This window comes from Pseudomonas lini (assembly GCF_030812475.1).
Lineage (GTDB): Bacteria > Pseudomonadota > Gammaproteobacteria > Pseudomonadales > Pseudomonadaceae > Aquipseudomonas > Aquipseudomonas lini_A.
The window spans coordinates 17049-36568 of record NZ_JAUSSR010000024.1 but is presented as its reverse complement, the minus strand read 5'-3'; the positions used below and the strand labels follow the sequence as shown (position 1 = coordinate 36568).

The following is a 19520-nucleotide window of genomic DNA, read 5'->3' as shown; positions in this document are numbered from 1 at the left end:
AAATTGTGTAAGGGTTTTGCACGGGGGTGGGTGAGGGCGTATATCCTTTGCAGCTTGAGACTTTTTAGCGCCTGTCAGGCCGTCTTCGCGAGCAGGCTCGCTCCCACAGCGGTTCAGAGGTGTACACAGAGTTTGTGTCCAATGAGATCCCTTGTGGGAGCGAGCCTGCTCGCGAAGGCGGTCTGCCCGGCGCCACAGCACTTTCTGGAACACCCCCATGCCCAACATCCTCCTGGTCGAAGACGACACCGCCCTCGCCGAGCTGATCGCCAGCTACCTGGAACGCAACGGCTATTGCGTCAGCGTGATCGCCCGCGGTGACCACGTGCGCGAACGGGCCCGGCTCGATCCCCCGGACCTGGTGATCCTCGACCTGATGCTGCCGGGGCTCGACGGCCTGCAAGTCTGTCGTTTACTGCGCGCCGATTCGGCCATGCTGCCGATCCTGATGCTCACCGCCCGCGACGACAGCCATGACCAGGTACTGGGCCTGGAAATGGGCGCCGATGACTACGTCACCAAGCCCTGCGAGCCGCGGGTGCTGCTGGCCCGGGTGCGGACCTTGCTGCGGCGCAGCAGCCTGGGCGAACCCCAGGCCGTCAACGACCGCATTCTCATGGGCAATCTGTGCATTGACCTGTCCGAACGCACCGTGACCTGGCGCGGGCAACTGGTCGAACTGTCCAGCGGCGAATACAACCTGCTGGTGGTGCTGGCCCGGCATGCCGGCGAAGTGCTCAGCCGCGACCAGATCCTGCAACGCCTGCGCGGCATCGAATTCAACGGCACCGATCGTTCGGTGGACGTAGCGATTTCCAAATTGCGGCGCAAGTTCGGCGACTGCGCCGGCGAGGCGCGCAAGATCAAGACCGTCTGGGGCAAGGGCTACCTGTTCAGCCGTTCCGAGTGGGAATGCTGAGCCGATGTTCAGAATCCTCTTTCGCCTGTACCTGGTGACCATCGTCTCGTTCAGCGCGGCGATCTACCTGGTGCCGGACCTGGTGATCAAGGTTTTTCACGAGCGTTTTCTCACCTACAACCTCGACTATTCCCGAGGGCTGCAGACCCTCATCGTCAAACAGTTCCATTCCGTCCCCCCGGCGCAATGGCCGGCCCTGGCGGCTGAGATGGATAAAGAGTTCCAGCCGCTGCATATCGTGTTGAGCGGCAACGACGACGCCGACTTCACCCTCGATGAGCGGCAGCGTCTGCAGCGTGGCGAGAACATCGTGCGCATAGGCGACTGGGGCTGGCGCACCCTGGCGGTGTCGCCGCTGAACGAGCGCACGGTGGTGAAAATGGTGGTGCCGCCGGACCCGACGGACGTCAGTTTGCTGTACTGGAGCATCAACGTGCTGATCGGCGCGACGATGCTCGCCTGCCTGTTGCTGTGGCTGCGCCCGCACTGGCGCGACCTGGAGCGCCTCAAGGGCACGGCGGAGCGCTTCGGCAAGGGCCAGTTGAGCGAGCGCACGCAGATCTCCGCCAGCTCCAACATCGGCAGCCTGGCCAACGTGTTCGACACCATGGCCGGCGACATCGAGAACCTGCTCAACCAGCAGCGGGACTTGCTCAATGCCGTCTCACACGAATTGCGCACGCCCCTGACGCGCCTGGATTTCGGCCTGGCCCTGGCGCTGTCGGACGACCTGCCGGCCGCCAGCCGCGAGCGCCTGCAAGGCCTGGTAGCCCACATCCGTGAACTCGATGAGCTGGTGCTGGAGTTGCTGTCCTACAGCCGCCTGCAAAACCCGGCGCGGCTGCCCGAGCGGGTCGACGTCTCGCTGGATGAGTTCATCGACAGTATCCTTGGCAGCGTCGACGAAGAACTGGAGTCCCCCGACATCGTCATCGACGTACTGCTTCACGGCCAGCTCGAACGCTTCAGCCTCGACCCGCGCCTGACCGCCCGCGCCCTGCAGAACCTGCTGCGCAACGCCATGCGCTACTGCGAAAAACGGATTCAGATCGGTGTGCAGGTTGGCCCGAAGGGGTGTGAGATCTGGGTTGACGACGATGGCATTGGCATTCCCGACGATGAAAGTGAGCGGATTTTCGAACCCTTTTATCGCCTGGATCGCAGCCGGGATCGCGCCACGGGCGGGTTTGGCCTGGGGTTGGCGATCAGTCGCCGGGCGCTGGAGGCCCAGGGCGGAACGCTGACCGTCGAGGCATCGCCGCTGGGTGGAGCGCGATTCAGGTTGTGGTTGCCGACGCCTGTCTGATCGTCGTCTCAACAACCCGACCAAGGGTCTGTCGATGACTTGTGCAGCAGTGATCGACACTATACTGTATATCCAAACAGTACAGGCCTGCTCCCATGGAACTTATCGACAAGCTCGGCATTCTCGCCGACGCCGCCAAGTATGACGCGTCCTGCGCCAGCAGCGGCGCGCCGAAGCGCAGCTCCGAGGGCAAAAGCGGCCTGGGTTCGACCGATGGCATGGGTATCTGCCACAGCTATACCCCGGACGGGCGCTGCGTCTCGTTGCTGAAGATCCTGCTGACCAACTTCTGTCTCTATGACTGCCAATACTGCGTCAACCGGCGTTCCAGCGACGTGCCTCGCGCCCGGTTCACCCCGGAAGAAGTGGTCACGCTGACCATGGACTTCTACCGGCGCAATTGCGTCAGCGGGCTGTTTCTCAGCTCCGGGATCATTCGCTCGGCGGACTACACCATGGAGCAGTTGATTCGCGTGGCCAGGCTGTTGCGTGAAGACCACGAGTTCCGCGGTTACATCCACCTCAAGACTATTCCCGAAGCCGACCCCGCGCTGATTGAGGAAGCGGGGCGTTACGCCGATCGATTGAGCGTCAACATCGAATTGCCAACCGATACCAGCCTGCAACACCTGGCCCCGGAAAAACACCTGGGCTCGATCAAGCAGGCGATGCAAACGATCTTCACCGGTGAACAAACCGTGCTCAACGAACCGCGCGCACCCAAATTTGCTCCGGCCGGGCAGAGTACGCAGATGATCGTCGGTGCCGACGACACCGACGACAGCACCATTCTTCACAGCGCCCAGGCGTTGTACGGCAACTACCGTTTGCGTCGAGTCTATTACTCGGCGTTCAGTCCGATCCCCAATAGCCCGAAGAGCGTGCCACTGGCCGCACCGCCGCTGATGCGCGAGCACCGTTTGTATCAGGCCGATTTCCTGCTGCGCAGCTACGGCTTCACGGCGGGCGAATTGTTCCAGGGGCCTGGACATCTGGCACTCGACATCGACCCGAAGCTGGCCTGGGCACTGGAGCACCGTGAGGTGTTTCCGCTGGACCTGAACCGAGCCGAGGCGTCGATGATCTCGCGAGTTCCGGGGATAGGCCTGCGTACCACCGAACGGCTGGTGGAACTGCGTCGTCAGCGGCGGATTCGCTATGAAGACCTGGCCCGCATGCGCTGCGTGCTGGCCAAGGCCAAGCCGTTCATCATCACCAGCGATTACCACCCGCAACAGGCTGAGGTGACGAGCCACTTGTTGTATCAGCAACTGCGCGACCGGCCGCAACCGCAGCAAATGGGTTTGTGGGGATGATCAGTCTCGATTGCGACGACTTGTTCGACACCTGGCGTACACAGGCTCGTTGGCTGCTCAGCCATGGTGTCGACCCGAGCAGGGTGAGTTGGGCCAATGAAGGCGTGGCCGACTTGTTTGCCAGTGACAATGAACTGCCCGAAACCCAAGGGCCGTATCAGGCGCGCGTTCCCAGAGCGCTGTTAGACACCCTCGAGCGTGCCGCTCGTTATCGTGGCGATCAGCGCTGGAGCCTGTTGTACGAGGTGCTGTGGCGGGTCAGTCACGGTGACCGCTCCGCGATGCTTGCAGGGGACAAGCTGGGAAGTGAATTTAACGGGAGAATCAAGCAGGTACAGCATGAATCTCATCATTTACATGCATTCGTACGCTTCGTCGCGTTACCGGAAAACGATGGTCCGCACTACGTCGCCTGGTACGAGCCGGCCCACGATATTTTGCGCAGTGCCAGTGAGCATTTCATCGGTCGAATGGGCCGACACCGCTGGCTGATTGCAACGCCTCGGGACGGGGTTTATTACGATGGCGAGCAGTTGATCCACCAACGGCAATGCCCGCTCGAATGGCAGCAACTGGCGCAAAATGTCGAGGATCCGCACAGCGACATGTGGTTGACGTATTACAGCCACATCTTCAATCCGGCGCGGCTGAACCCGAAAGTCATGCAGGGGCATTTGCCGGCACGCTTCTGGAAAAACCTGCCCGAGGGACCGCTGATACCGGGATTGATCACCCAGGCGCGGACCGGCAAGCAGCAGGACGGTCAGGCCATTGGCATCAAGGGCAGGGGCGGCAAGCGAATCTCTGCGCGAATCATCGGGGGGTGACCTCGATGCGTAAAAAAGCCCCCCATTGCCAAGGCAATGGAGGGCTTCGATGCAATGGGAGTCAGATCAAACCTTGACGATCCAGCCTGCCGGCGCCTCGACGTCACCGGTCTGTACGCCCGTCAGCTCTTTGTAGAGCTTCTGGGTGATCGGGCCGACGTCGGTTTCGCTGTGGAACACGTGCAGCTTGTCGTTGTAGCTGATGCCGCCGATCGGCGTAATCACGGCGGCAGTCCCACAGGCGCCGGCTTCCTTGAAGTCGGACAACTTGTCGATGAACACGTCACCTTCGATCACTTCCAGGCCCAGGCGCGATTTGGCCAGTTCGATCAACGACAGGCGGGTGATGCCCGGCAGGACCGACGGCGAGTTCGGGGTGACGAACTTGTTGTCGTGGGTGATCCCGAAGAAGTTGGCCGAACCGACTTCCTCGATTTTGGTGTGGGTCATCGGGTCCAGGTAGATGCAGTCGGCAAAATGCGCCTTCTTGGCCTGGGAGCCCGGCATCAGGCTGGCGGCGTAGTTGCCCCCGACCTTGGCCGCACCGGTGCCTTGCGGGGCTGCGCGGTCGTAGCTGGAGATCAGGAAGTTGTGCGGGGTCAGGCCGCCCTTGAAGTAGGCGCCCACCGGGATGCAGAAGATCGAGAAGATGAACTCGGGGGCGGTACGCACGCCAATGTTGTCACCCACGCCGATCACGAACGGACGCAGGTACAGCGCGCCACCGGTGCCGTAAGGCGGGATGAAGCGCTCGTTGGCGCGGACCACGTCCTTGCAGGCTTCGATGAACTGCTCGGTGGACACCTGCGGCATCAGCAGGCGCGCGCAGCTGCGCTGCATGCGCGCGGCGTTCTGGTCCGGGCGGAACAGGTTGATCGAGCCGTCCTTGCATCGATAGGCCTTGAGGCCTTCGAAGCATTGCTGGCCATAGTGAAGGGCAGTGGAGCCTTCGCTGATGTGCAGCACGTTGTCTTCGGTCAGGGTGCCTGCGTCCCACTCGCCGTTACGCCAGTGCGACAAATAGCGCTTGTCTGTCTTGATGTAGTCAAAACCCAGCTTGTCCCAATTGATGCTTTCGTTACCCATGACACCCTCTATCGCTTAACAACCGCCGAAACGGTTCAAGGCTTCTGACGTTTTTCTGATGGGGACAACAATACTTCATTCCGGGGCCTTTTCGCAGCCCGGACTATCGGGTGACTGGCATATAAATGATGTCGCCCTCGAGAATTCGCGAGCAGGCTCGCTCCCACATTCGATCTCTGTAAGCCATAGAGCCTGCAAACACCACAAATCCTGTGGGAGCGAGCCCGCTCGCGAAGAGGCCATCAGCTACGCCAACAATCCCCTTGATTCACAAATGCAGCGCATGCCCCAACGCCCGCAACGCCGCTTCCTGCACCGCTTCGCCCAAGGTCGGATGGGCATGGATCGTCCCGGCGATGTCTTCCAGCCGTGCGCCCATTTCAAGGCTCTGGCCAAACGCCGTCGACAACTCCGACACACCCACGCCGACCGCTTGCCAACCGACAATCACATGATTGTCACGCCGTGCCACGACCCGCACGAAGCCGCTTTTCGATTCCAGTGTCATCGCCCGGCCATTGGCCGCAAACGGAAAGCTCGAGACAATGCAGTCCAGCCCCGCGGCCCTGGCCTCGTCCGGCGTCTTGCCGACCACCACCAGTTCCGGGTCGGTGAAGCACACGGCAGCGATGGCGGTCGGATTGAACTCTCGGGATTTACCTCTGATCAGCTCGGCCACCATCTCGCCCTGGGCCATGGCCCGGTGCGCGAGCATCGGTTCGCCGCTCAGGTCGCCGATGGCGTACACGTTGCGCATGCTGGTCTGGCAGCGGTTATCGATCTTGATCGACGAGCCGTTCATGTCCAGGTTCAGTGCTTCGAGGTTCCAGCCCTGAGTGTTGGGTTTGCGGCCGACAGCCACCAGCACCTGATCGGTTTCCAGGTTCAGGGTGTCACCGTTCGGGTCACGAACTTGCAGCGCATTACCTTGTGAATCAAAGCCTTCCACGCTGTGTTTCAAGTAAAGCTTGATGCCGAGTTTCTTCAGTTCATCCTGCACCGGCTGAGTCAGTTCGCCGTCGTAGGCCGGCAGAATCCGATCCTGCGCCTCGACCACACTGACCTCTGCACCGAGCTTGCGATAGGCGATTCCCAGCTCCAGACCGATGTAACCGCCACCGACCACGACCAGTCGTTTCGGCACGGACGTCGGCGCCAGGGCTTCGGTGGAGGAGATGATCGGCCCGCCAATCGGCAGCATCGGCAGGTTCACGCTTTTCGAACCGGTGGCCAGCACCAGGTGCTCGCACTGGATCCGCGTGTCGCCGACTTCGACCGTCTTGCCGTCGATAACCTTGGCCCAGCCTTGGATCACCTGAACCTTGTTCTTCTTCAGCAGCGCCGAGACGCCAGTGGTCAGGCGATCGACGATGCCGTCCTTCCACTCGACGCTCTTGCTGATGTCGAGGGTCGGCGCCGAAACGCTGATGCCCAGCGCCGAGTGCTGGCTGTGATGCTGAGTCTGATGGAACTGCTCAGCAACGTGGATCAGCGCCTTGGACGGAATGCAGCCGATGTTCAGGCAGGTACCGCCTAGCGATTCGCCTTCCACCAGGATGGTCGGGATGCCCAGTTGGCCGGCACGGATCGCCGTCACATAGCCGCCAGGGCCGCCGCCGATGATCAGCAGCGTAGTGTTCAAATTCTGCATGTCTTACTCCACGAACAAGGTGGCGGGTTGTTCGAGCAAGCCACGAACGGCCTGGATAAATTGCGCCGCGTCCATGCCGTCGACTACGCGGTGATCGAAGGAGCTGGAAAGGTTCATCATCTTGCGGATCACTATCTGGCCTTTGATCACCATTGGCCGTTCGACGATTTTGTTCACACCGACGATCGCCACTTCCGGCAAGTTCAGCACCGGAGTGCTGACGATGCCGCCCAACGCGCCGAGGCTGGTCAGGGTGATGCTTGAACCGGACAGCTCATCGCGGCTGGCCTTGCCAGTGCGTGCTGCTGTGGCCAGGCGCGAGATTTCCGTGGCGCTGTCCCACAGGCTGCGCGCTTCGGCGTGACGCACCACCGGTACCATCAAGCCGATGTCGGCCTGGGTGGCGATGCCCACGTGCACCGCGCCGAGGCGGGTGATGACCTGGGCTTCGTCGTCGTAACGGGCGTTGATCTGCGGGAAGTCGCGCAGGGCGACCACCAGCGCGCGGACCAGGAACGGCAACAGCGTCAGCTTGCCGCGGGTCGCGCCGTGTTTTTCGTTCAGGTGCGCGCGCAACTCTTCCACGGCGGTGACGTCGATTTCTTCGACATAGCTGAAGTGGGCGGCCCGCTGGGTGGCGTCCTGCATGCGCTGGGCGATCTTGCGGCGCATGCCGATCACCGGGATCTGTTCTTCATCGGTACGCTGGATGTAAGCGGCAGCCGCGGACGACTGTGGTTGCTGACCCTGGGCCAGATAGGTCTCGAGGTCTTCGTGCAAGACGCGACCGGCAGGACCGGTGCCACGCACCAGACGTAACTCGATGCCCAGGTCCAGTGCATGTTTGCGCACGGCCGGGGAGGCCAGCGGGCGCTCATGGGCCTCGCGAGCAACCATAGGGCCCTGGCAAACGGCGGCTGGACGCGGCGCCGCAACCGGTTTGCTCTCTGCCACCGCTTCAGCTTTCGGCGCTGCAACCGGCATTTCTTTCACTGCAGCCGCGGCGGGCTGAGCGGATTCTTTAACGTTGCCCGCGCCTTCGACTTCAATGCTGATCAGGATGCTGCCCACCGCCATGACTTCGCCAGGCTGTCCGCCCAGCGCAATCACCTTGCCATGCACCGGGGACGGGATGTCGACCATCGCCTTGTCGGTCATGACATCGGCCAGCACCTGATCTTCGACGACCATGTCGCCGACCTTGACGTGCCACACCGACAATTCAACTTCTGCAATGCCTTCGCCAATGTCCGGCATTTTAATAACGTGCGTGCCCATTCAGACCTCCATGACCCGTTTCAACGCCGCGCCCACTCGGGACGGCCCAGGGAAATACGCCCACTCTTGCGCGTGCGGGTAGGGGGTGTCCCAGCCGGTGACGCGCTCGATCGGCGCTTCCAGGTAGTGGAAGCAGTGTTCCTGCACTAGGGCCACCAGTTCGGCGCCGAATCCGCAGGTGCGGGTCGCTTCGTGAACGATGACGCAGCGTCCGGTTTTCTTCACCGACTTGACGATGGTGTCCAGGTCCAGTGGCCACAGGCTGCGCAGGTCGATGACTTCCGCGTCGATGCCGGTTTCTTCGGCGGCGACTTGCGAGACGTAGACGGTGGTGCCGTACGTCAGGATGGTCACCGCCTTGCCCGGACGGGTGATGGCGGCGACGTCCAGCGGCACGGTGTAGTAACCGTCCGGCACTTGTGCGGCCGGGTGTTTCGACCACGGGGTCACCGGGCGATCGTGGTGACCGTCAAACGGGCCGTTGTACAGGCGTTTTGGCTCGAGGAAGATCACCGGGTCATCGTTTTCGATGGAGGCGATCAGCAGGCCCTTGGCATCGTAAGGGTTGGACGGCATGACCGTGCGCAAACCGCAGACCTGGGTGAACATCGCCTCGATGCTCTGGCTGTGGGTCTGGCCGCCGTAGATGCCGCCGCCGCAAGGCATGCGCAGGGTCATCGGCGCGGTAAACTCGCCGGCCGAGCGATAGCGCAGGCGGGCGGCTTCGGAAATGATCTGGTCCGAGGCCGGGTAGACGTAGTCGGCGAACTGGATTTCGGCCACCGGCCGCAAACCGTAGGCGCCCATGCCCACGGCGACGCCGACGATGCCGCTTTCGGAGATCGGCGCGTCGAACACCCGGGAGGTGCCGTACTTGGTCTGCAGGCCTTCGGTGCAACGGAACACGCCGCCGAAGTAGCCCACGTCCTGGCCGAATACGACGACGTTGTCATCACGCTCAAGCATCACATCCATGGCCGAGCGCAGGGCCTGGATCATGGTCATGGTGGTCGTGGTCATGGCGGTATCCAACTGAATATTGCTGTTGTGATCGTTCATGTCAGATCCCCAACTCCTGGCGCTGGCGCTTCAAGTGCTCCGGCATCTCTTTATAGACGTCTTCGAACATGGTCGCGGCGCTCGGAATCTGGCCACCGGCGAGGGTGCCGTACTGCTCGGCCTGTTTCTGCGCGGCGATCACTTCGGCTTCCAGTTCGGCGCTGACGGCGAGGTGTTCCTCTTCAGACCACTGGCCGATTTTCACCAGGTGTTGCTTGAGGCGCGCAATCGGATCGCCCAGCGGGAAGTAGCTCCAGTCGTCGGCTGGCCGGTATTTGGACGGATCATCGGAGGTGGAGTGCGGACCGGCGCGGTAGGTGACCCATTCGATCATGGTCGGACCCAGGTTGCGCCGGGCACGTTCGGCAGCCCAGGCCGAGGCGGCGTAGACCGCGACGAAGTCGTTGCCATCGACCCGCAGGGAAGCAATGCCACAGCCGACGCCACGTCCGGCAAAGGTCGTGGCTTCACCTCCGGCAATTGCCTGGAAGGTGGAGATCGCCCACTGGTTGTTGACCACGTTGAGGATCACCGGCGCCCGGTAGACGTGGGCGAAGGTGAGGGCGGTGTGGAAGTCCGATTCGGCGGTGGCGCCGTCGCCGATCCAGGCCGAGGCGATCTTGGTGTCGCCCTTGATCGCCGAGGCCATGCCCCAGCCCACGCCTTGGATGAACTGGGTGGCGAGGTTACCGGAAATGGTGAAGAAACCGGCGTCCTTGACCGAATACATGATCGGCAACTGGCGGCCCTTGAGCGGATCGCGCTCGTTGGACAGCAGCTGGCAGATCAGGTCCACCAGCGGCACGTCCCGCGCCATCAGGATGCTTTGCTGGCGATAGGTCGGGAAACACATGTCGTCGATGTTCAACGCCAGGGCCTGACCGCTGCCGATGGCCTCTTCGCCGAGGCTCTGCATATAGAACGACATTTTTTTCTGACGCTGGGCGACCACCATGCGGTTGTCATAGATCCGCGTCTTGAGCATGGCGCGCATGCCTTTGCGCAGGATCTCCACCGGCACGCCTTCAGCCCATTCGCCGAGGGCGTTACCCTGGTCGTCGAGCACGCGAATCAGGCCCTTGGCCAGGTCGGCGGTTTCGGCGGGTTCGATATCGATGGGGGGTTTGCGCGACAGGCCGGCATCGGTCAGACGCAGGTAGGAGAAGTCGGTTTTACACCCTGGACGGCCCGAAGGTTCCGGAACGTGCAGGCGCAGCGGTTCGTACGCTTGGTTCATGGCTTCTACGCTCGATCTTGTGAAATTCTTGTAGTGAGCTGACCTTCATTCCCTGTAGGAGAATTCTTGTCCTACAACAATCATAGGCCGGGCCAAGGAGAATATTTCTCTGTCTTTCGTTGCACTTGCAGTCATTTGAGGATAAAAATTCTTCATAAACATAAAATCACAGGTGTTTTTGTCTCATGCGCAAACTGGACCGTACCGATATCGGCATTTTGAACAGCCTGCAGGAGAACGCGCGGATCACCAACGCCGACCTCGCACGCTCGGTCAACCTGTCGCCGACACCCTGTTTCAACCGGGTCAAGGCGATGGAAGAACTGGGGCTGATTCGCGAACAGGTCACCCTGCTGGATGCCGATCTGTTGGGGCTGCACGTGAATGTGTTCATTCATGTCAGCCTCGAGAAACAGGTGGAGGAGGCCCTGCAGCATTTCGAAGAGGCGATCTCGGATCGCCCCGAAGTCATGGAGTGCTACCTGATGGCCGGCGACCCGGACTATTTGATCCGGGTGCTGGTGCCGACCATTCAGTCGCTTGAGCGCTTCATGATGGATTTTCTGACCAAGGTGCCGGGGGTGGCGAACATCCGGTCGAGCTTTGCGCTCAAGCAGGTGCGCTACAAGACGGCGCTGCCGTTGCCGGCCAATGGGTTAACGCTGGCCAACTGACTGTAAACCACCGGTTCATACAAGACCGCAACCCTTGCCAGCGAAGGCGGCCTCAAGCCTTGCAGCGCCCATGACGACGCCTTCGCCGGCAAGCCGGCTCCTCCACCGGGTCAGAGTGTGTTCAGGGGGATTTTCAGGTAGGTGATGCCGTTGTCTTCTGCCGGCGGCAAGTTCCCCGCTCGCACATTCACCTGGATCGCCGGCAGCAACAGCGTCGGCATGCCCAATCCCGCGTCGCGCTGGTTGCGCATGGTCACGAATGCAGCTTCATCGATGCCGTCGTGGATATGAATATTGCTTTTGCGTTGTTCACCCACCGTCGTCATGCACCGGGACTCGCGGCCCGCGGTGGGGTAATCGTGGCAAACGTAAAGACTGACGCTGGCGGGGAAGGCCAGCAGTTTGCGGATCGATGTGAACATCTGGCTGGCATCACCCCCAGGGAAGTCGCAACGGGCGGTGCCGACGTCCGGCATGAACAGCGTGTCGCCTACCAGAATCAGCTGGCCGTCGACCAGGTAGGCCATGTCCGCCGGCGTGTGGCCGGGCACATGCAGGGCCGTGGCCTTGAGGTTGCCGATCATGAATGACTCGTCCGGTGCGAACAGGTGATCGAACTGCGAGCCGTCGACGGCAAATTCGGCTTCCAGATTGAACAGGGTCTTGAACACGTCCTGAACCTTGCCGATGGACTCACCGATCGCGATCTTGCCGCCCAGTAGCCGGCGCAGATAGGGCGCGGCGGACAGATGATCGGCGTGGGCGTGGGTTTCCAGCAGCCATTGCACCTGCAATTGATGCTGGCGGACGAAGGCGATGAGCCGGTCAGCCTGGGACGTGTCGGTGCGCCCGGCGGCGGGATCGTAGTCGAGCACCGGATCGACGATTGCGCATTGACCGCCGTCGGCTTCGTAAATCACGTAGCTGTAGGTGGACGAGGCGGGGTCGAGGAAGGCTTCAATCAAGGCGGGCATGGTGGTTTTTTTTTGGGAGGACAGACCATGAGGGTAGTTTCATTTTCCCTGGGTTGACCACCCCCGTATTAATTCTGTTAATGAAAAAAGCTGCATGGGCTCTATCCTGTCACTCAATCGATACCGGGCGTTCCCGGCTTTCTTTCGCGGATCATGAGTGCTTTATGCTGTTGGCAGGTTTTTTGGGCGTGGTGATGGGGCTGGTCCTTGGATTGACCGGCGCCGGTGGCGGGATTCTTGCGGTGCCGGCCCTGGTGCTGGGGTTGGGGCTGACCATGACCCAGGCGGCACCGGTCGCGCTGCTTGCGGTGGGCAGTGCGGCGGCGGTCGGTGCCATCGATGGTTTGCGTCACGGTCTGGTGCGCTATCGCGCCGCGCTGTTGATCGCCTTGCTGGGGGCGATTTTCTCCCCGGTGGGCATTTTCTTCGCCCATCGGTTGCCGGAAAAAATCCTGATGATCCTGTTCAGCCTGCTGATGGTCATGGTCGCCTGGCGCATGCTGCGCCGTGAGCGCCAGGAGCCAGGGCCGAGCGACCATGGCCACGCCAACTGGGGCCAGAAGAACTGCATGCTCGATCAGCAGACCGGGCGCTTTTCCTGGACCGCCAAATGCACCGCGACCCTGGCGGCACTCGGTGCAGTGACCGGGGTCGTCTCCGGGCTGCTCGGGGTGGGCGGCGGTTTCCTGATCGTACCGGCCTTCAAGCAACTGACCGACGTGCAAATGCGCGGGATCGTCGCCACTTCCTTGATGGTGATCAGCCTGATTTCGGCGATCGGCGTCTTCGGTGCGTTCCACGCCGGGGTGCGCATCGACGGGTCGGGTGCGGTGTTCATCGTCGCCAGCATCGTCGGCATGGTCATTGGCCGCACACTTTGCGCGCGCGTCCCGGCCCGGCTCTTGCAGATCGGCTTCGCCAGCATCTGCCTGGTGGTCGCCGCCTACATGCTGTTCAAGGCGAGCGCCTAGAGGTACCGGTTCCTGTGGATGCCAGTCGGCTCCACAGGCGTACGTCTTAAGTGGCGAACCTTGCCAGCGGGCAGTCTTACATCGAATTTGCCGTGCTCTACCCGCCACTCCAAAGCATCTGCAAACCAGCGCCAAGGCAGCGTATGACGCCGCCGGTCCACTTTCGATAATCGCCTCCGACATCAAGTCCCCCGTTGCGGAGCGCTCCATGCACAACAATAAGAACTTCAAGCATCGTTACTTGCCTGCCTTTTTCGCCAGCCTGTCGACCCTCGGTTTGAGTGCCATGGCCGAGGCCGAGATCATGCTGTACGACAAGGACCAGACCACGTTTTCCACCGACGGCTACGTCAACGCCTTCTACGTCAATAGCGATGTCGACCGTGCCGGCGAGCAGTACGACCGTCGGCAGTCGCGGGTCAAGATGGGCTTTTTGCCCAACTACCTGGGCTTCAACATGGGCAAGCAGGTCGATGACCTCAAGCTCGGCGCCCGTGCTTCGTTCTGGGTCACCATCAACGATAGCGAAACCAACGGCACCGACACCGCCATCGACGTGCGGCAGTTCTATGGCACGGTGGCCAACCCGCAATGGGGCGAAGTGCTGATCGGCAAGGACTTCGGCCTGTTTGCCCGTTCCAACATCCTGCTCGATGAACTGCTCGCCGGTTATGGCCAGGTCAGCGATACCCTGGGGTTGGTGGACGGTGGCGGGGTGTCGTTCGGCAACATCGGCACCGGTTATCCGTATCCGTTCCCCACTTCGCAGATCACCTACCGCACGCCGGTGATGGACGGCCTGCGGGTGGCGGTGGGGATCATGGACCCGGTGGACACCAACGACAGCAGCCCGACGGGTAAGGCATACCAGGAGAACCCGCGCACCGAGAGCGAGATCACCTATCAGTTCGACCTCGCCGGGGCCAAGATCTACAGCTGGGTCAACGGCAGCTACCAGACCTCGGACAACACCGATTCCACAGTTGAATCGGTCACCTCCAAAGGCGTCGGCTACGGCGTTCAGGCGAAAATGGGCGGTTTGTCGCTGACCGGGTCCGGCTTCCAGGCCAAGGGCATCAACCCGTTCTTCACCAACAACGCCGGCGAGCCGACCCTGCGCAATGTCGACAGCGACGGCTACCTGCTGCAAGGCTCATACAAATTGGGCAAGAACCGCCTGGCCTTGTCCTATGGCAAGACCGAGGACGACGGTAACGGCGTGGTCGGCAGCGGCGCGGATTATGAGACCCGCGGTGTTGCGTTGTTCCATGACGTCAACGACAACCTCAAGTTGGTGGCCGAGTACAACCAGTTTGAAATCAATGGCCATGACACCAGTGACCAGAACGAAGACACCGATACCTTTGCGGTGGGAGCGGTGTTGACCTGGTAACCCAGGAACTGGCATCACGCAGATCCCCTGTAGGAGCTGGCTTGCCAGCGAAGGCAGTGTGTCAGTCAACGAAGATGTTGAATGTTAAGCCGCCTTCGCTGGCAAGCCAGCTCCTACAGGGGATCTGCAGTGTTTTGCAGATCCGGTCTCATCCCATCGAACCGCCAGACCGCTACCCAAGTAGCATAGGTCGCCCCCCGCAGCCTTCGTACACTCAATCCTCATATACACGCACCTGCGGGAGGCGACGATGCAGCAGGTCCAGAATGAAGGTGTGGTCAGTGCCATGTCCCAGGCCACCGATGCCGGGCAGGTGGCCCAGGAGCTGGCGCGGCAGTTGTTGCATCCCCATCTGGGCTTCGTGCTGTTCTTCTGCTCTGCCGAGTACGATTTGCAGGCGCTGGGCCACGCCCTGGAGCAAAGCTTCGGCGGCATTCGCCTGGTGGGTTGCACCAGCGCCGGGGAAATCACCCCCCTGGGCTACGGTCGCAACTGCGTGACCGCGGTGGGCTTCGATCATCGCCATTTTTCCATCGACGCCGAATTGATCTGCGAGATGGAGCGCTTCAGCCTGATCGACGCCCAGCAGATGGTCGAGCGCCTGGTCAGTGGCTGTCGCAGCAACACTGTGGCGCCGATCAAGGGCAACAGCTTTGCCCTGACTTTGCTCGATGGCCTGTCCAGTCGCGAAGAAATGGTCCTCGCGGCCTTGAGCGCGGCCTTGGGCGACATCCCGCATTTCGGCGGCTCGGCCGGCGACGACAACTACCTGACCCACACCCACGTTTATTTCAATGGTGAGTTTCACAGCGGTGCGGCAGTGGTGGTGCTGGTCAATACCTGGCTCGACTTCGAGGTCTTCACCACTCACCACATCCTGCCCCGGGCTGAGAAACTGGTGGTCACCGGGGCCGACAGCGCTTCGCGCCGGGTGTTCGAGCTCAATGCCGAACCCGCCGCCGAGGAGTACGCCCGGCACATCGGCGTCCCGGTGGCCGAACTCGATCACCGGGTCTTCGCCGCGCACCCGTTGGCAGTTCGGATCAACGATCAGTATTACGTGCGGGCGATCCAGCAGGTGCATCCGGACCTGAGCCTGAGTTTCTACTGCGCGGTGGAAAATGGCATCGTGCTAACGGTGATGACCCCGGGGCCGATGCTGCCCAACCTGCAACACCTGTTCGAGGGCTTGCAGGAACGTCTAGGCGACCTGCTGCTGACCATCGGCTGCGACTGTTTTCTCAGGCGCCTGGAGCTGGAAGACGGCGGGCACCTGGAGCAGATCGGCGGCTTTTTGCGTGACCAGCGGGTGATGGGTTTCAACACCTACGGAGAACAGTTCAATGGCATGCACATCAACCAGACCTTTACCGGGGTTGCCATTGCCCGAGACCGGTCCCCTGGACGCCGCTGAACTGCAGGCGCAAATCGCCAGCCTGCAGCATGACAACCACAAGTTGCAGCGGATCAACAGTGCGCTGATCGAACGGATCGAGTCCGGCATCACCCGCGGCAACGACCCGTACGCGGCGTTCCAGCATTCGGTGGTGCTGGCCGAACAGGTGCGCGAGCGCACCGACGCCTTGAACCAGGCCATGGCCGAACTCAAGTCGGGCAACCACTTGCTCAGCGAAGCGCGCCTGCGGGCCGAGACCGCGCACCAGCATTTGATCGATGCCATCGAGAGTATTTCCGATGCCTTCGTGTTGTTCGATGCCGAGCAGCGGATCGTGCTGTTCAACAGTCGCTTCAAGGCGTTCTGGGGCAACAGCCGGGTGCGGATCAACGCCGGCATGCGCCTGGCCGAGGTCAAGCGGCTGATGAGTGCCACCGGGCTGTTCACTGAAGAGCCCCGGGGCCATGCCGATGAAAACCTGCTCTATCGCCTGCAGGACGGCCGTTGGCTGCAAGTCAGCGAACGGCCGACCCAGGAGGGCGGGCGGGTCATCCTGTTCACCGACATTACCGACGTCAAACTCAGCGAGACCATGCGCCGCGAACAAGCCGTGGCGCAGAAATCCCATTTGCTGCAACGGGCGGTCGATAACCTGTCCCAAGGAGTGGCGATGGTCAACGCCGAAGGCATCCTGGAGCTGTGGAACCGGCGTTTTCTTGAGTTGAGCGGTCTGGCCCCGGTGGCAGCCCACCGGCCGTTCGCCGAGGTGATCGCCGACAGCGAGCTGAACCTGCTGACCCCGGCCAGTCGTGATGGCAACGGGCGGCCGGTGCAGGAATGCGAGCAGCGCCTCTATGATGGCCGGGTCTTGGAAATCCGCACCCATCCGTTGCCCACCGGTGGCTTCGTCAACACCTTCACCGACATCACCGAACGCTACCAGCATGCCGAAGCCCTCAGCGAAAGCGAGCGCTGGATTCGCCTGATCACCGACCATGTGCCCGCGTTGATCGCCTACCTCAATGCCGATCTGGTGTACGAGTTCACCAACAAAGTCTACGAAGAGTGGTACTGCTGGCCACGGGGCGTGATGCTCGGTCAGAGCCTGCGCGAAGTGCACAGCGAGCAGCATTACCAGCGCCTGGAAGCCTATGTGGCCCGGGCGCTGGCCGGCGAGAGCGTGACCTTCGAATTTGCCGAAACCAATATCAATAATCAGGAGCGCTACATGCTGCGCTCCTATGTGCCCAATCGCCTGGCCAGCGGCGAAGTGGTGGGGATCTTCGTGCTGATCCGCGACATCACCGAACGCCGGCGCACTGCGGAGGCCTTGCACCAGGCCTATCAGAATCTGGAGCTGAGGGTGCGCGAACGCACGGCGGAATTGACCACCCTCAATGATCAGTTGCTGCGGGAAATCGAGGAGCGTCGGCGGGCGGAGTCACGCCTGCGCGAGGCCAAACTGGAAGCCGAGCAGGCCAACCTGTCGAAGACCAAGTTTCTGGCCGCCGTCAGCCACGACCTGTTGCAACCGTTGAATGCCGCTCGGCTGTTTACCAGTGCGCTGCTGGAGCGCCGCGAACCGGTGGCCAACGCGGTGCTGGTGCGCAATGTCAGCAATTCCCTGGAAGACGTGGAAAACCTGCTCGGCACCCTGGTGGACATTTCCAAGCTGGATGCCGGGGTGATCAAGGCCGACATTGCGCCGTTCGCCCTCTGCGAACTGCTGGAAAACCTCGCGGCCGAGTACACCCAGATCGCCCGCAGTGAAGGCCTGGAATTGCATTTCATCGGGTGTTCGGCGCTGGTGCGCAGCGATATTCAGTTGCTGGCGCGGATCCTGCGCAACCTGCTGAGCAATGCCATTCGCTACACCTACAGTGGGCGGGTGGTGCTCGGTTGCCGGCGTCATCATCAACGGCTGTCGATCCAGGTGTGGGACAGTGGCATGGGCATTGCCGAAAACCGCCTGGAGGAGATTTTCCAGGAGTTCAAGCGCGGCGATGTGCAGCGACCCGACCAGGATCGTGGTCTGGGGCTGGGGCTGGCGATCGTCGAGAAAATTGCCGGGATTCTCGGGCACCGCATTCACGTGCGTTCGTGGCCTGGCAAGGGCTCGATGTTCTCGGTCGAGGTGCCGTTGAGCGCCACGGCCCCGAAGGCGCTGCCGAGCCTGCTGATGAGCGAGCCGATGCTGGAGCGTTTGCGCGGGGCGCGGGTATGGGTGCTGGACAACGACGCGGCTATTTGCGCCGGCATGCGTACGTTGCTGGAAGGCTGGGGTTGCCTGGTGGTCACGGCGCTGTCGGAGCAGGATCTGGCGCGGCAGGTGGACAATTATCACGCCGAAGCGGATTTGCTGATTGCCGACTACCACCTGGATGATGACAAGAACGGCGTCGATGCCGTGGCCCGGATCAACGCCCGGCGTGCTTCAGCGATTCCGGCGATGATGATCACCGCCAACTACAGCAATGAACTCAAGCAGCAGATCCGTGAGCTGGGGCATACCCTGATGCACAAGCCGGTGCGGCCGATGAAGCTCAAGACGGCGATGAGTCATTTGCTCGGCAGGCCTTGAGGCTTGTGGTGTCTGTGCGGGCCTCTTCGCGAGCAAGCCCGCTCCCACATGAGATCTCCAGTGAACACAAATTTTGTGTTCACCCGAGATTAAATGTGGGAGCGGGCTTGCTCGCGAAAGGGACGACTCGGTCTTCCGGTTGCCCCGATGTTCAGCGCCGCAGATAAGACCCGAAATCAATATCCCCGGCACTCAGAATCGCCTGTACCCGATTGTGCACATTGAGTTTGCGCAGAATCGCCGAGACATGCGCCTTGACCGTGGTTTCGGCGATTTCCAGGGTGTAGGCGATCTGTTTGTTCGACTCGCCCTTGGTCATCCGTTCCAGCACCAGCAGTTGCTTGCGGGTCAGGGCCTGAAGCAATTCCGGCGCAAAGCTCGGGGTATCGTTCATCCGCCGATGGGTGCCGCTTTTCTGTGAGCGGATGATGTCCGGCGGCAGGTAGACGTTGCCGTTGAGGATCTGCTGGATGGCCTCGGTCATCTGCACCCGTGGCGAAGACTTGGTGATGAACCCCACCGCGCCATAGGTGATGGCCTGCAGCACGATCTGTTTGTCCTGCTCGGCGGAGACGATCACCACCGGAATGGTCGGCGCCTCGTTGCGCAGGTTGATCAGGCCGTTGAGGCCGTGCATGCCGGGCATGTTCAGGTCGAGCAGGATCAGGTCGAGGTCATCATGTTCCTGGGTCAGCGCCAGGGCGCTGTCGAGGTCGGCGGTTTCCATGACCTCGCTGCCCGGGAAGCCATCGCTGATGACGTTATGAATGGCTTCGCGAAACAGCGGGTGATCGTCGGCAATCAGAATTTTGTACATGGCCTTTCACCTCATTATTTTGATTAGGGTGCGGC

The 19520-nt window shown here is 61.6% G+C and carries 16 protein-coding genes; 9 read left to right on the top strand and 7 right to left on the bottom strand.

Features of this window, described 5'->3' with window-relative positions:
- Window positions 1-217 precede the first annotated feature (217 nt).
- The 4 genes from J2W17_RS30175 to J2W17_RS30160 all read left to right on the top strand — a co-directional run bounded on the left by J2W17_RS30175 (window position 218) and on the right by J2W17_RS30160 (window position 4368).
- Window positions 218-919, top strand: a complete 702-nt coding sequence (locus J2W17_RS30175) for a response regulator transcription factor (protein ID WP_307343717.1) — start codon at window positions 218-220, stop codon at window positions 917-919.
- A gap of 4 nt (window positions 920-923) precedes the next feature.
- Complete coding sequence (locus J2W17_RS30170) at window positions 924-2225, top strand: ATP-binding protein (protein WP_307343714.1); 1302 nt, start codon at window positions 924-926, stop codon at window positions 2223-2225.
- A gap of 95 nt (window positions 2226-2320) precedes the next feature.
- A complete protein-coding gene (locus J2W17_RS30165; RefSeq protein ID WP_307343711.1) occupies window positions 2321-3541 on the top strand; it encodes a putative DNA modification/repair radical SAM protein in 1221 nt (406 codons plus the stop codon).
- Complete coding sequence (locus J2W17_RS30160; RefSeq protein WP_307343708.1) at window positions 3538-4368, top strand: TIGR03915 family putative DNA repair protein; 831 nt, start codon at window positions 3538-3540, stop codon at window positions 4366-4368. Before J2W17_RS30165 ends, J2W17_RS30160 begins: the two co-directional genes overlap by 4 nt.
- Window positions 4369-4434: 66 nt before the next feature.
- On the opposite strand, the gene J2W17_RS30155 is transcribed toward J2W17_RS30160, so the two are convergent.
- From J2W17_RS30155 to J2W17_RS30135, 5 genes are all read right to left on the bottom strand, one after another.
- The gene (locus J2W17_RS30155) at window positions 4435-5454 is read right to left on the bottom strand and encodes a branched-chain amino acid aminotransferase (protein WP_307343705.1); all 1020 of its coding nucleotides are present in this window, start codon (window positions 5452-5454) and stop codon (window positions 4435-4437) included.
- Between the two features lie 268 nt (window positions 5455-5722).
- A complete protein-coding gene (gene lpdA, locus J2W17_RS30150) occupies window positions 5723-7105 on the bottom strand; it encodes a dihydrolipoyl dehydrogenase (RefSeq protein ID WP_307343702.1) in 1383 nt (460 codons plus the stop codon).
- Window positions 7106-7108: 3 nt separating this feature from the next.
- On the bottom strand, window positions 7109-8383 hold the full coding sequence (locus J2W17_RS30145) for a dihydrolipoamide acetyltransferase family protein (RefSeq protein ID WP_307343699.1): 1275 nt from the start codon (window positions 8381-8383) through the stop codon (window positions 7109-7111).
- Window positions 8384-9442, bottom strand: a complete 1059-nt coding sequence (locus J2W17_RS30140; RefSeq protein ID WP_064678038.1) for an alpha-ketoacid dehydrogenase subunit beta — start codon at window positions 9440-9442, stop codon at window positions 8384-8386. It abuts the gene before it with no gap.
- Window position 9443: 1 nt separating this feature from the next.
- Window positions 9444-10679, bottom strand: coding sequence for a 3-methyl-2-oxobutanoate dehydrogenase (2-methylpropanoyl-transferring) subunit alpha (locus J2W17_RS30135; protein WP_307343694.1), 1236 nt, complete (start codon window positions 10677-10679; stop codon window positions 9444-9446).
- Window positions 10680-10864: 185 nt separating this feature from the next.
- Between J2W17_RS30135 and bkdR the strand changes: the two genes are divergently transcribed.
- Entirely contained in the window at window positions 10865-11353 is a 489-nt protein-coding gene (gene bkdR / locus J2W17_RS30130) for a Bkd operon transcriptional regulator BkdR (RefSeq protein ID WP_017339472.1), read from the top strand.
- A gap of 110 nt (window positions 11354-11463) precedes the next feature.
- Here the strand turns inward: bkdR and J2W17_RS30125 are convergent, their stop codons facing one another.
- Window positions 11464-12327 carry an MBL fold metallo-hydrolase gene (locus J2W17_RS30125; protein ID WP_307343678.1) on the bottom strand — a complete coding sequence of 288 codons (864 nt, stop codon included), beginning with the start codon at window positions 12325-12327 and terminating at the stop codon, window positions 11464-11466.
- 164 nt (window positions 12328-12491) lie between these two features.
- Here J2W17_RS30125 and J2W17_RS30120 point away from each other — a divergent pair, with 164 nt between their 5' ends.
- The 4 genes from J2W17_RS30120 (at window position 12492) to nahK (ending at window position 18668) form a co-directional block, all read left to right on the top strand.
- Complete coding sequence (locus J2W17_RS30120; RefSeq protein WP_307343675.1) at window positions 12492-13298, top strand: sulfite exporter TauE/SafE family protein; 807 nt, start codon at window positions 12492-12494, stop codon at window positions 13296-13298.
- Between the two features lie 208 nt (window positions 13299-13506).
- Window positions 13507-14691, top strand: coding sequence for a porin (locus J2W17_RS30115; RefSeq protein ID WP_307343672.1), 1185 nt, complete (start codon window positions 13507-13509; stop codon window positions 14689-14691).
- A 250-nt stretch (window positions 14692-14941) separates the two neighbouring features.
- Window positions 14942-16105, top strand: a complete 1164-nt coding sequence (gene nosP, locus J2W17_RS30110; protein WP_307343669.1) for a nitric oxide-sensing protein NosP — start codon at window positions 14942-14944, stop codon at window positions 16103-16105.
- Entirely contained in the window at window positions 16074-18668 is a 2595-nt protein-coding gene (gene nahK, locus J2W17_RS30105) for a hybrid sensor histidine kinase/response regulator NahK/ErcS' (RefSeq protein WP_307343763.1), read from the top strand. Before nosP ends, nahK begins: the two co-directional genes overlap by 32 nt.
- Window positions 18669-18819: 151 nt before the next feature.
- Here nahK and J2W17_RS30100 read toward each other — a convergent pair whose 3' ends face one another.
- Window positions 18820-19485, bottom strand: a complete 666-nt coding sequence (locus J2W17_RS30100) for a response regulator transcription factor (protein WP_307343666.1) — start codon at window positions 19483-19485, stop codon at window positions 18820-18822.
- Window positions 19486-19520 lie beyond the last annotated feature (35 nt).

What these genes read in the sequence shown, in the direction of transcription:
- J2W17_RS30175 (WP_307343717.1), top strand. Translation starts at nt 218, where the DNA reads ATGCCCAACATCCTCCTGGTCGAAGACGACACCGCCCTCGCCGAGCTG.
- J2W17_RS30170 (WP_307343714.1), top strand. Translation starts at nt 924, where the DNA reads ATGTTCAGAATCCTCTTTCGCCTGTACCTGGTGACCATCGTCTCGTTC.
- J2W17_RS30165 (WP_307343711.1), top strand. Translation starts at nt 2,321, where the DNA reads ATGGAACTTATCGACAAGCTCGGCATTCTCGCCGACGCCGCCAAGTAT.
- J2W17_RS30160 (WP_307343708.1), top strand. Translation starts at nt 3,538, where the DNA reads ATGATCAGTCTCGATTGCGACGACTTGTTCGACACCTGGCGTACACAG.
- J2W17_RS30155 (WP_307343705.1), bottom strand. Translation starts at nt 5,454, where the DNA reads ATGGGTAACGAAAGCATCAATTGGGACAAGCTGGGTTTTGACTACATC.
- lpdA (WP_307343702.1), bottom strand. Translation starts at nt 7,105, where the DNA reads ATGCAGAATTTGAACACTACGCTGCTGATCATCGGCGGCGGCCCTGGC.
- J2W17_RS30145 (WP_307343699.1), bottom strand. Translation starts at nt 8,383, where the DNA reads ATGGGCACGCACGTTATTAAAATGCCGGACATTGGCGAAGGCATTGCA.
- J2W17_RS30140 (WP_064678038.1), bottom strand. Translation starts at nt 9,442, where the DNA reads ATGAACGATCACAACAGCAATATTCAGTTGGATACCGCCATGACCACG.
- J2W17_RS30135 (WP_307343694.1), bottom strand. Translation starts at nt 10,679, where the DNA reads ATGAACCAAGCGTACGAACCGCTGCGCCTGCACGTTCCGGAACCTTCG.
- bkdR (WP_017339472.1), top strand. Translation starts at nt 10,865, where the DNA reads ATGCGCAAACTGGACCGTACCGATATCGGCATTTTGAACAGCCTGCAG.
- J2W17_RS30125 (WP_307343678.1), bottom strand. Translation starts at nt 12,327, where the DNA reads ATGCCCGCCTTGATTGAAGCCTTCCTCGACCCCGCCTCGTCCACCTAC.
- J2W17_RS30120 (WP_307343675.1), top strand. Translation starts at nt 12,492, where the DNA reads ATGCTGTTGGCAGGTTTTTTGGGCGTGGTGATGGGGCTGGTCCTTGGA.
- J2W17_RS30115 (WP_307343672.1), top strand. Translation starts at nt 13,507, where the DNA reads ATGCACAACAATAAGAACTTCAAGCATCGTTACTTGCCTGCCTTTTTC.
- nosP (WP_307343669.1), top strand. Translation starts at nt 14,942, where the DNA reads ATGCAGCAGGTCCAGAATGAAGGTGTGGTCAGTGCCATGTCCCAGGCC.
- J2W17_RS30100 (WP_307343666.1), bottom strand. Translation starts at nt 19,485, where the DNA reads ATGTACAAAATTCTGATTGCCGACGATCACCCGCTGTTTCGCGAAGCC.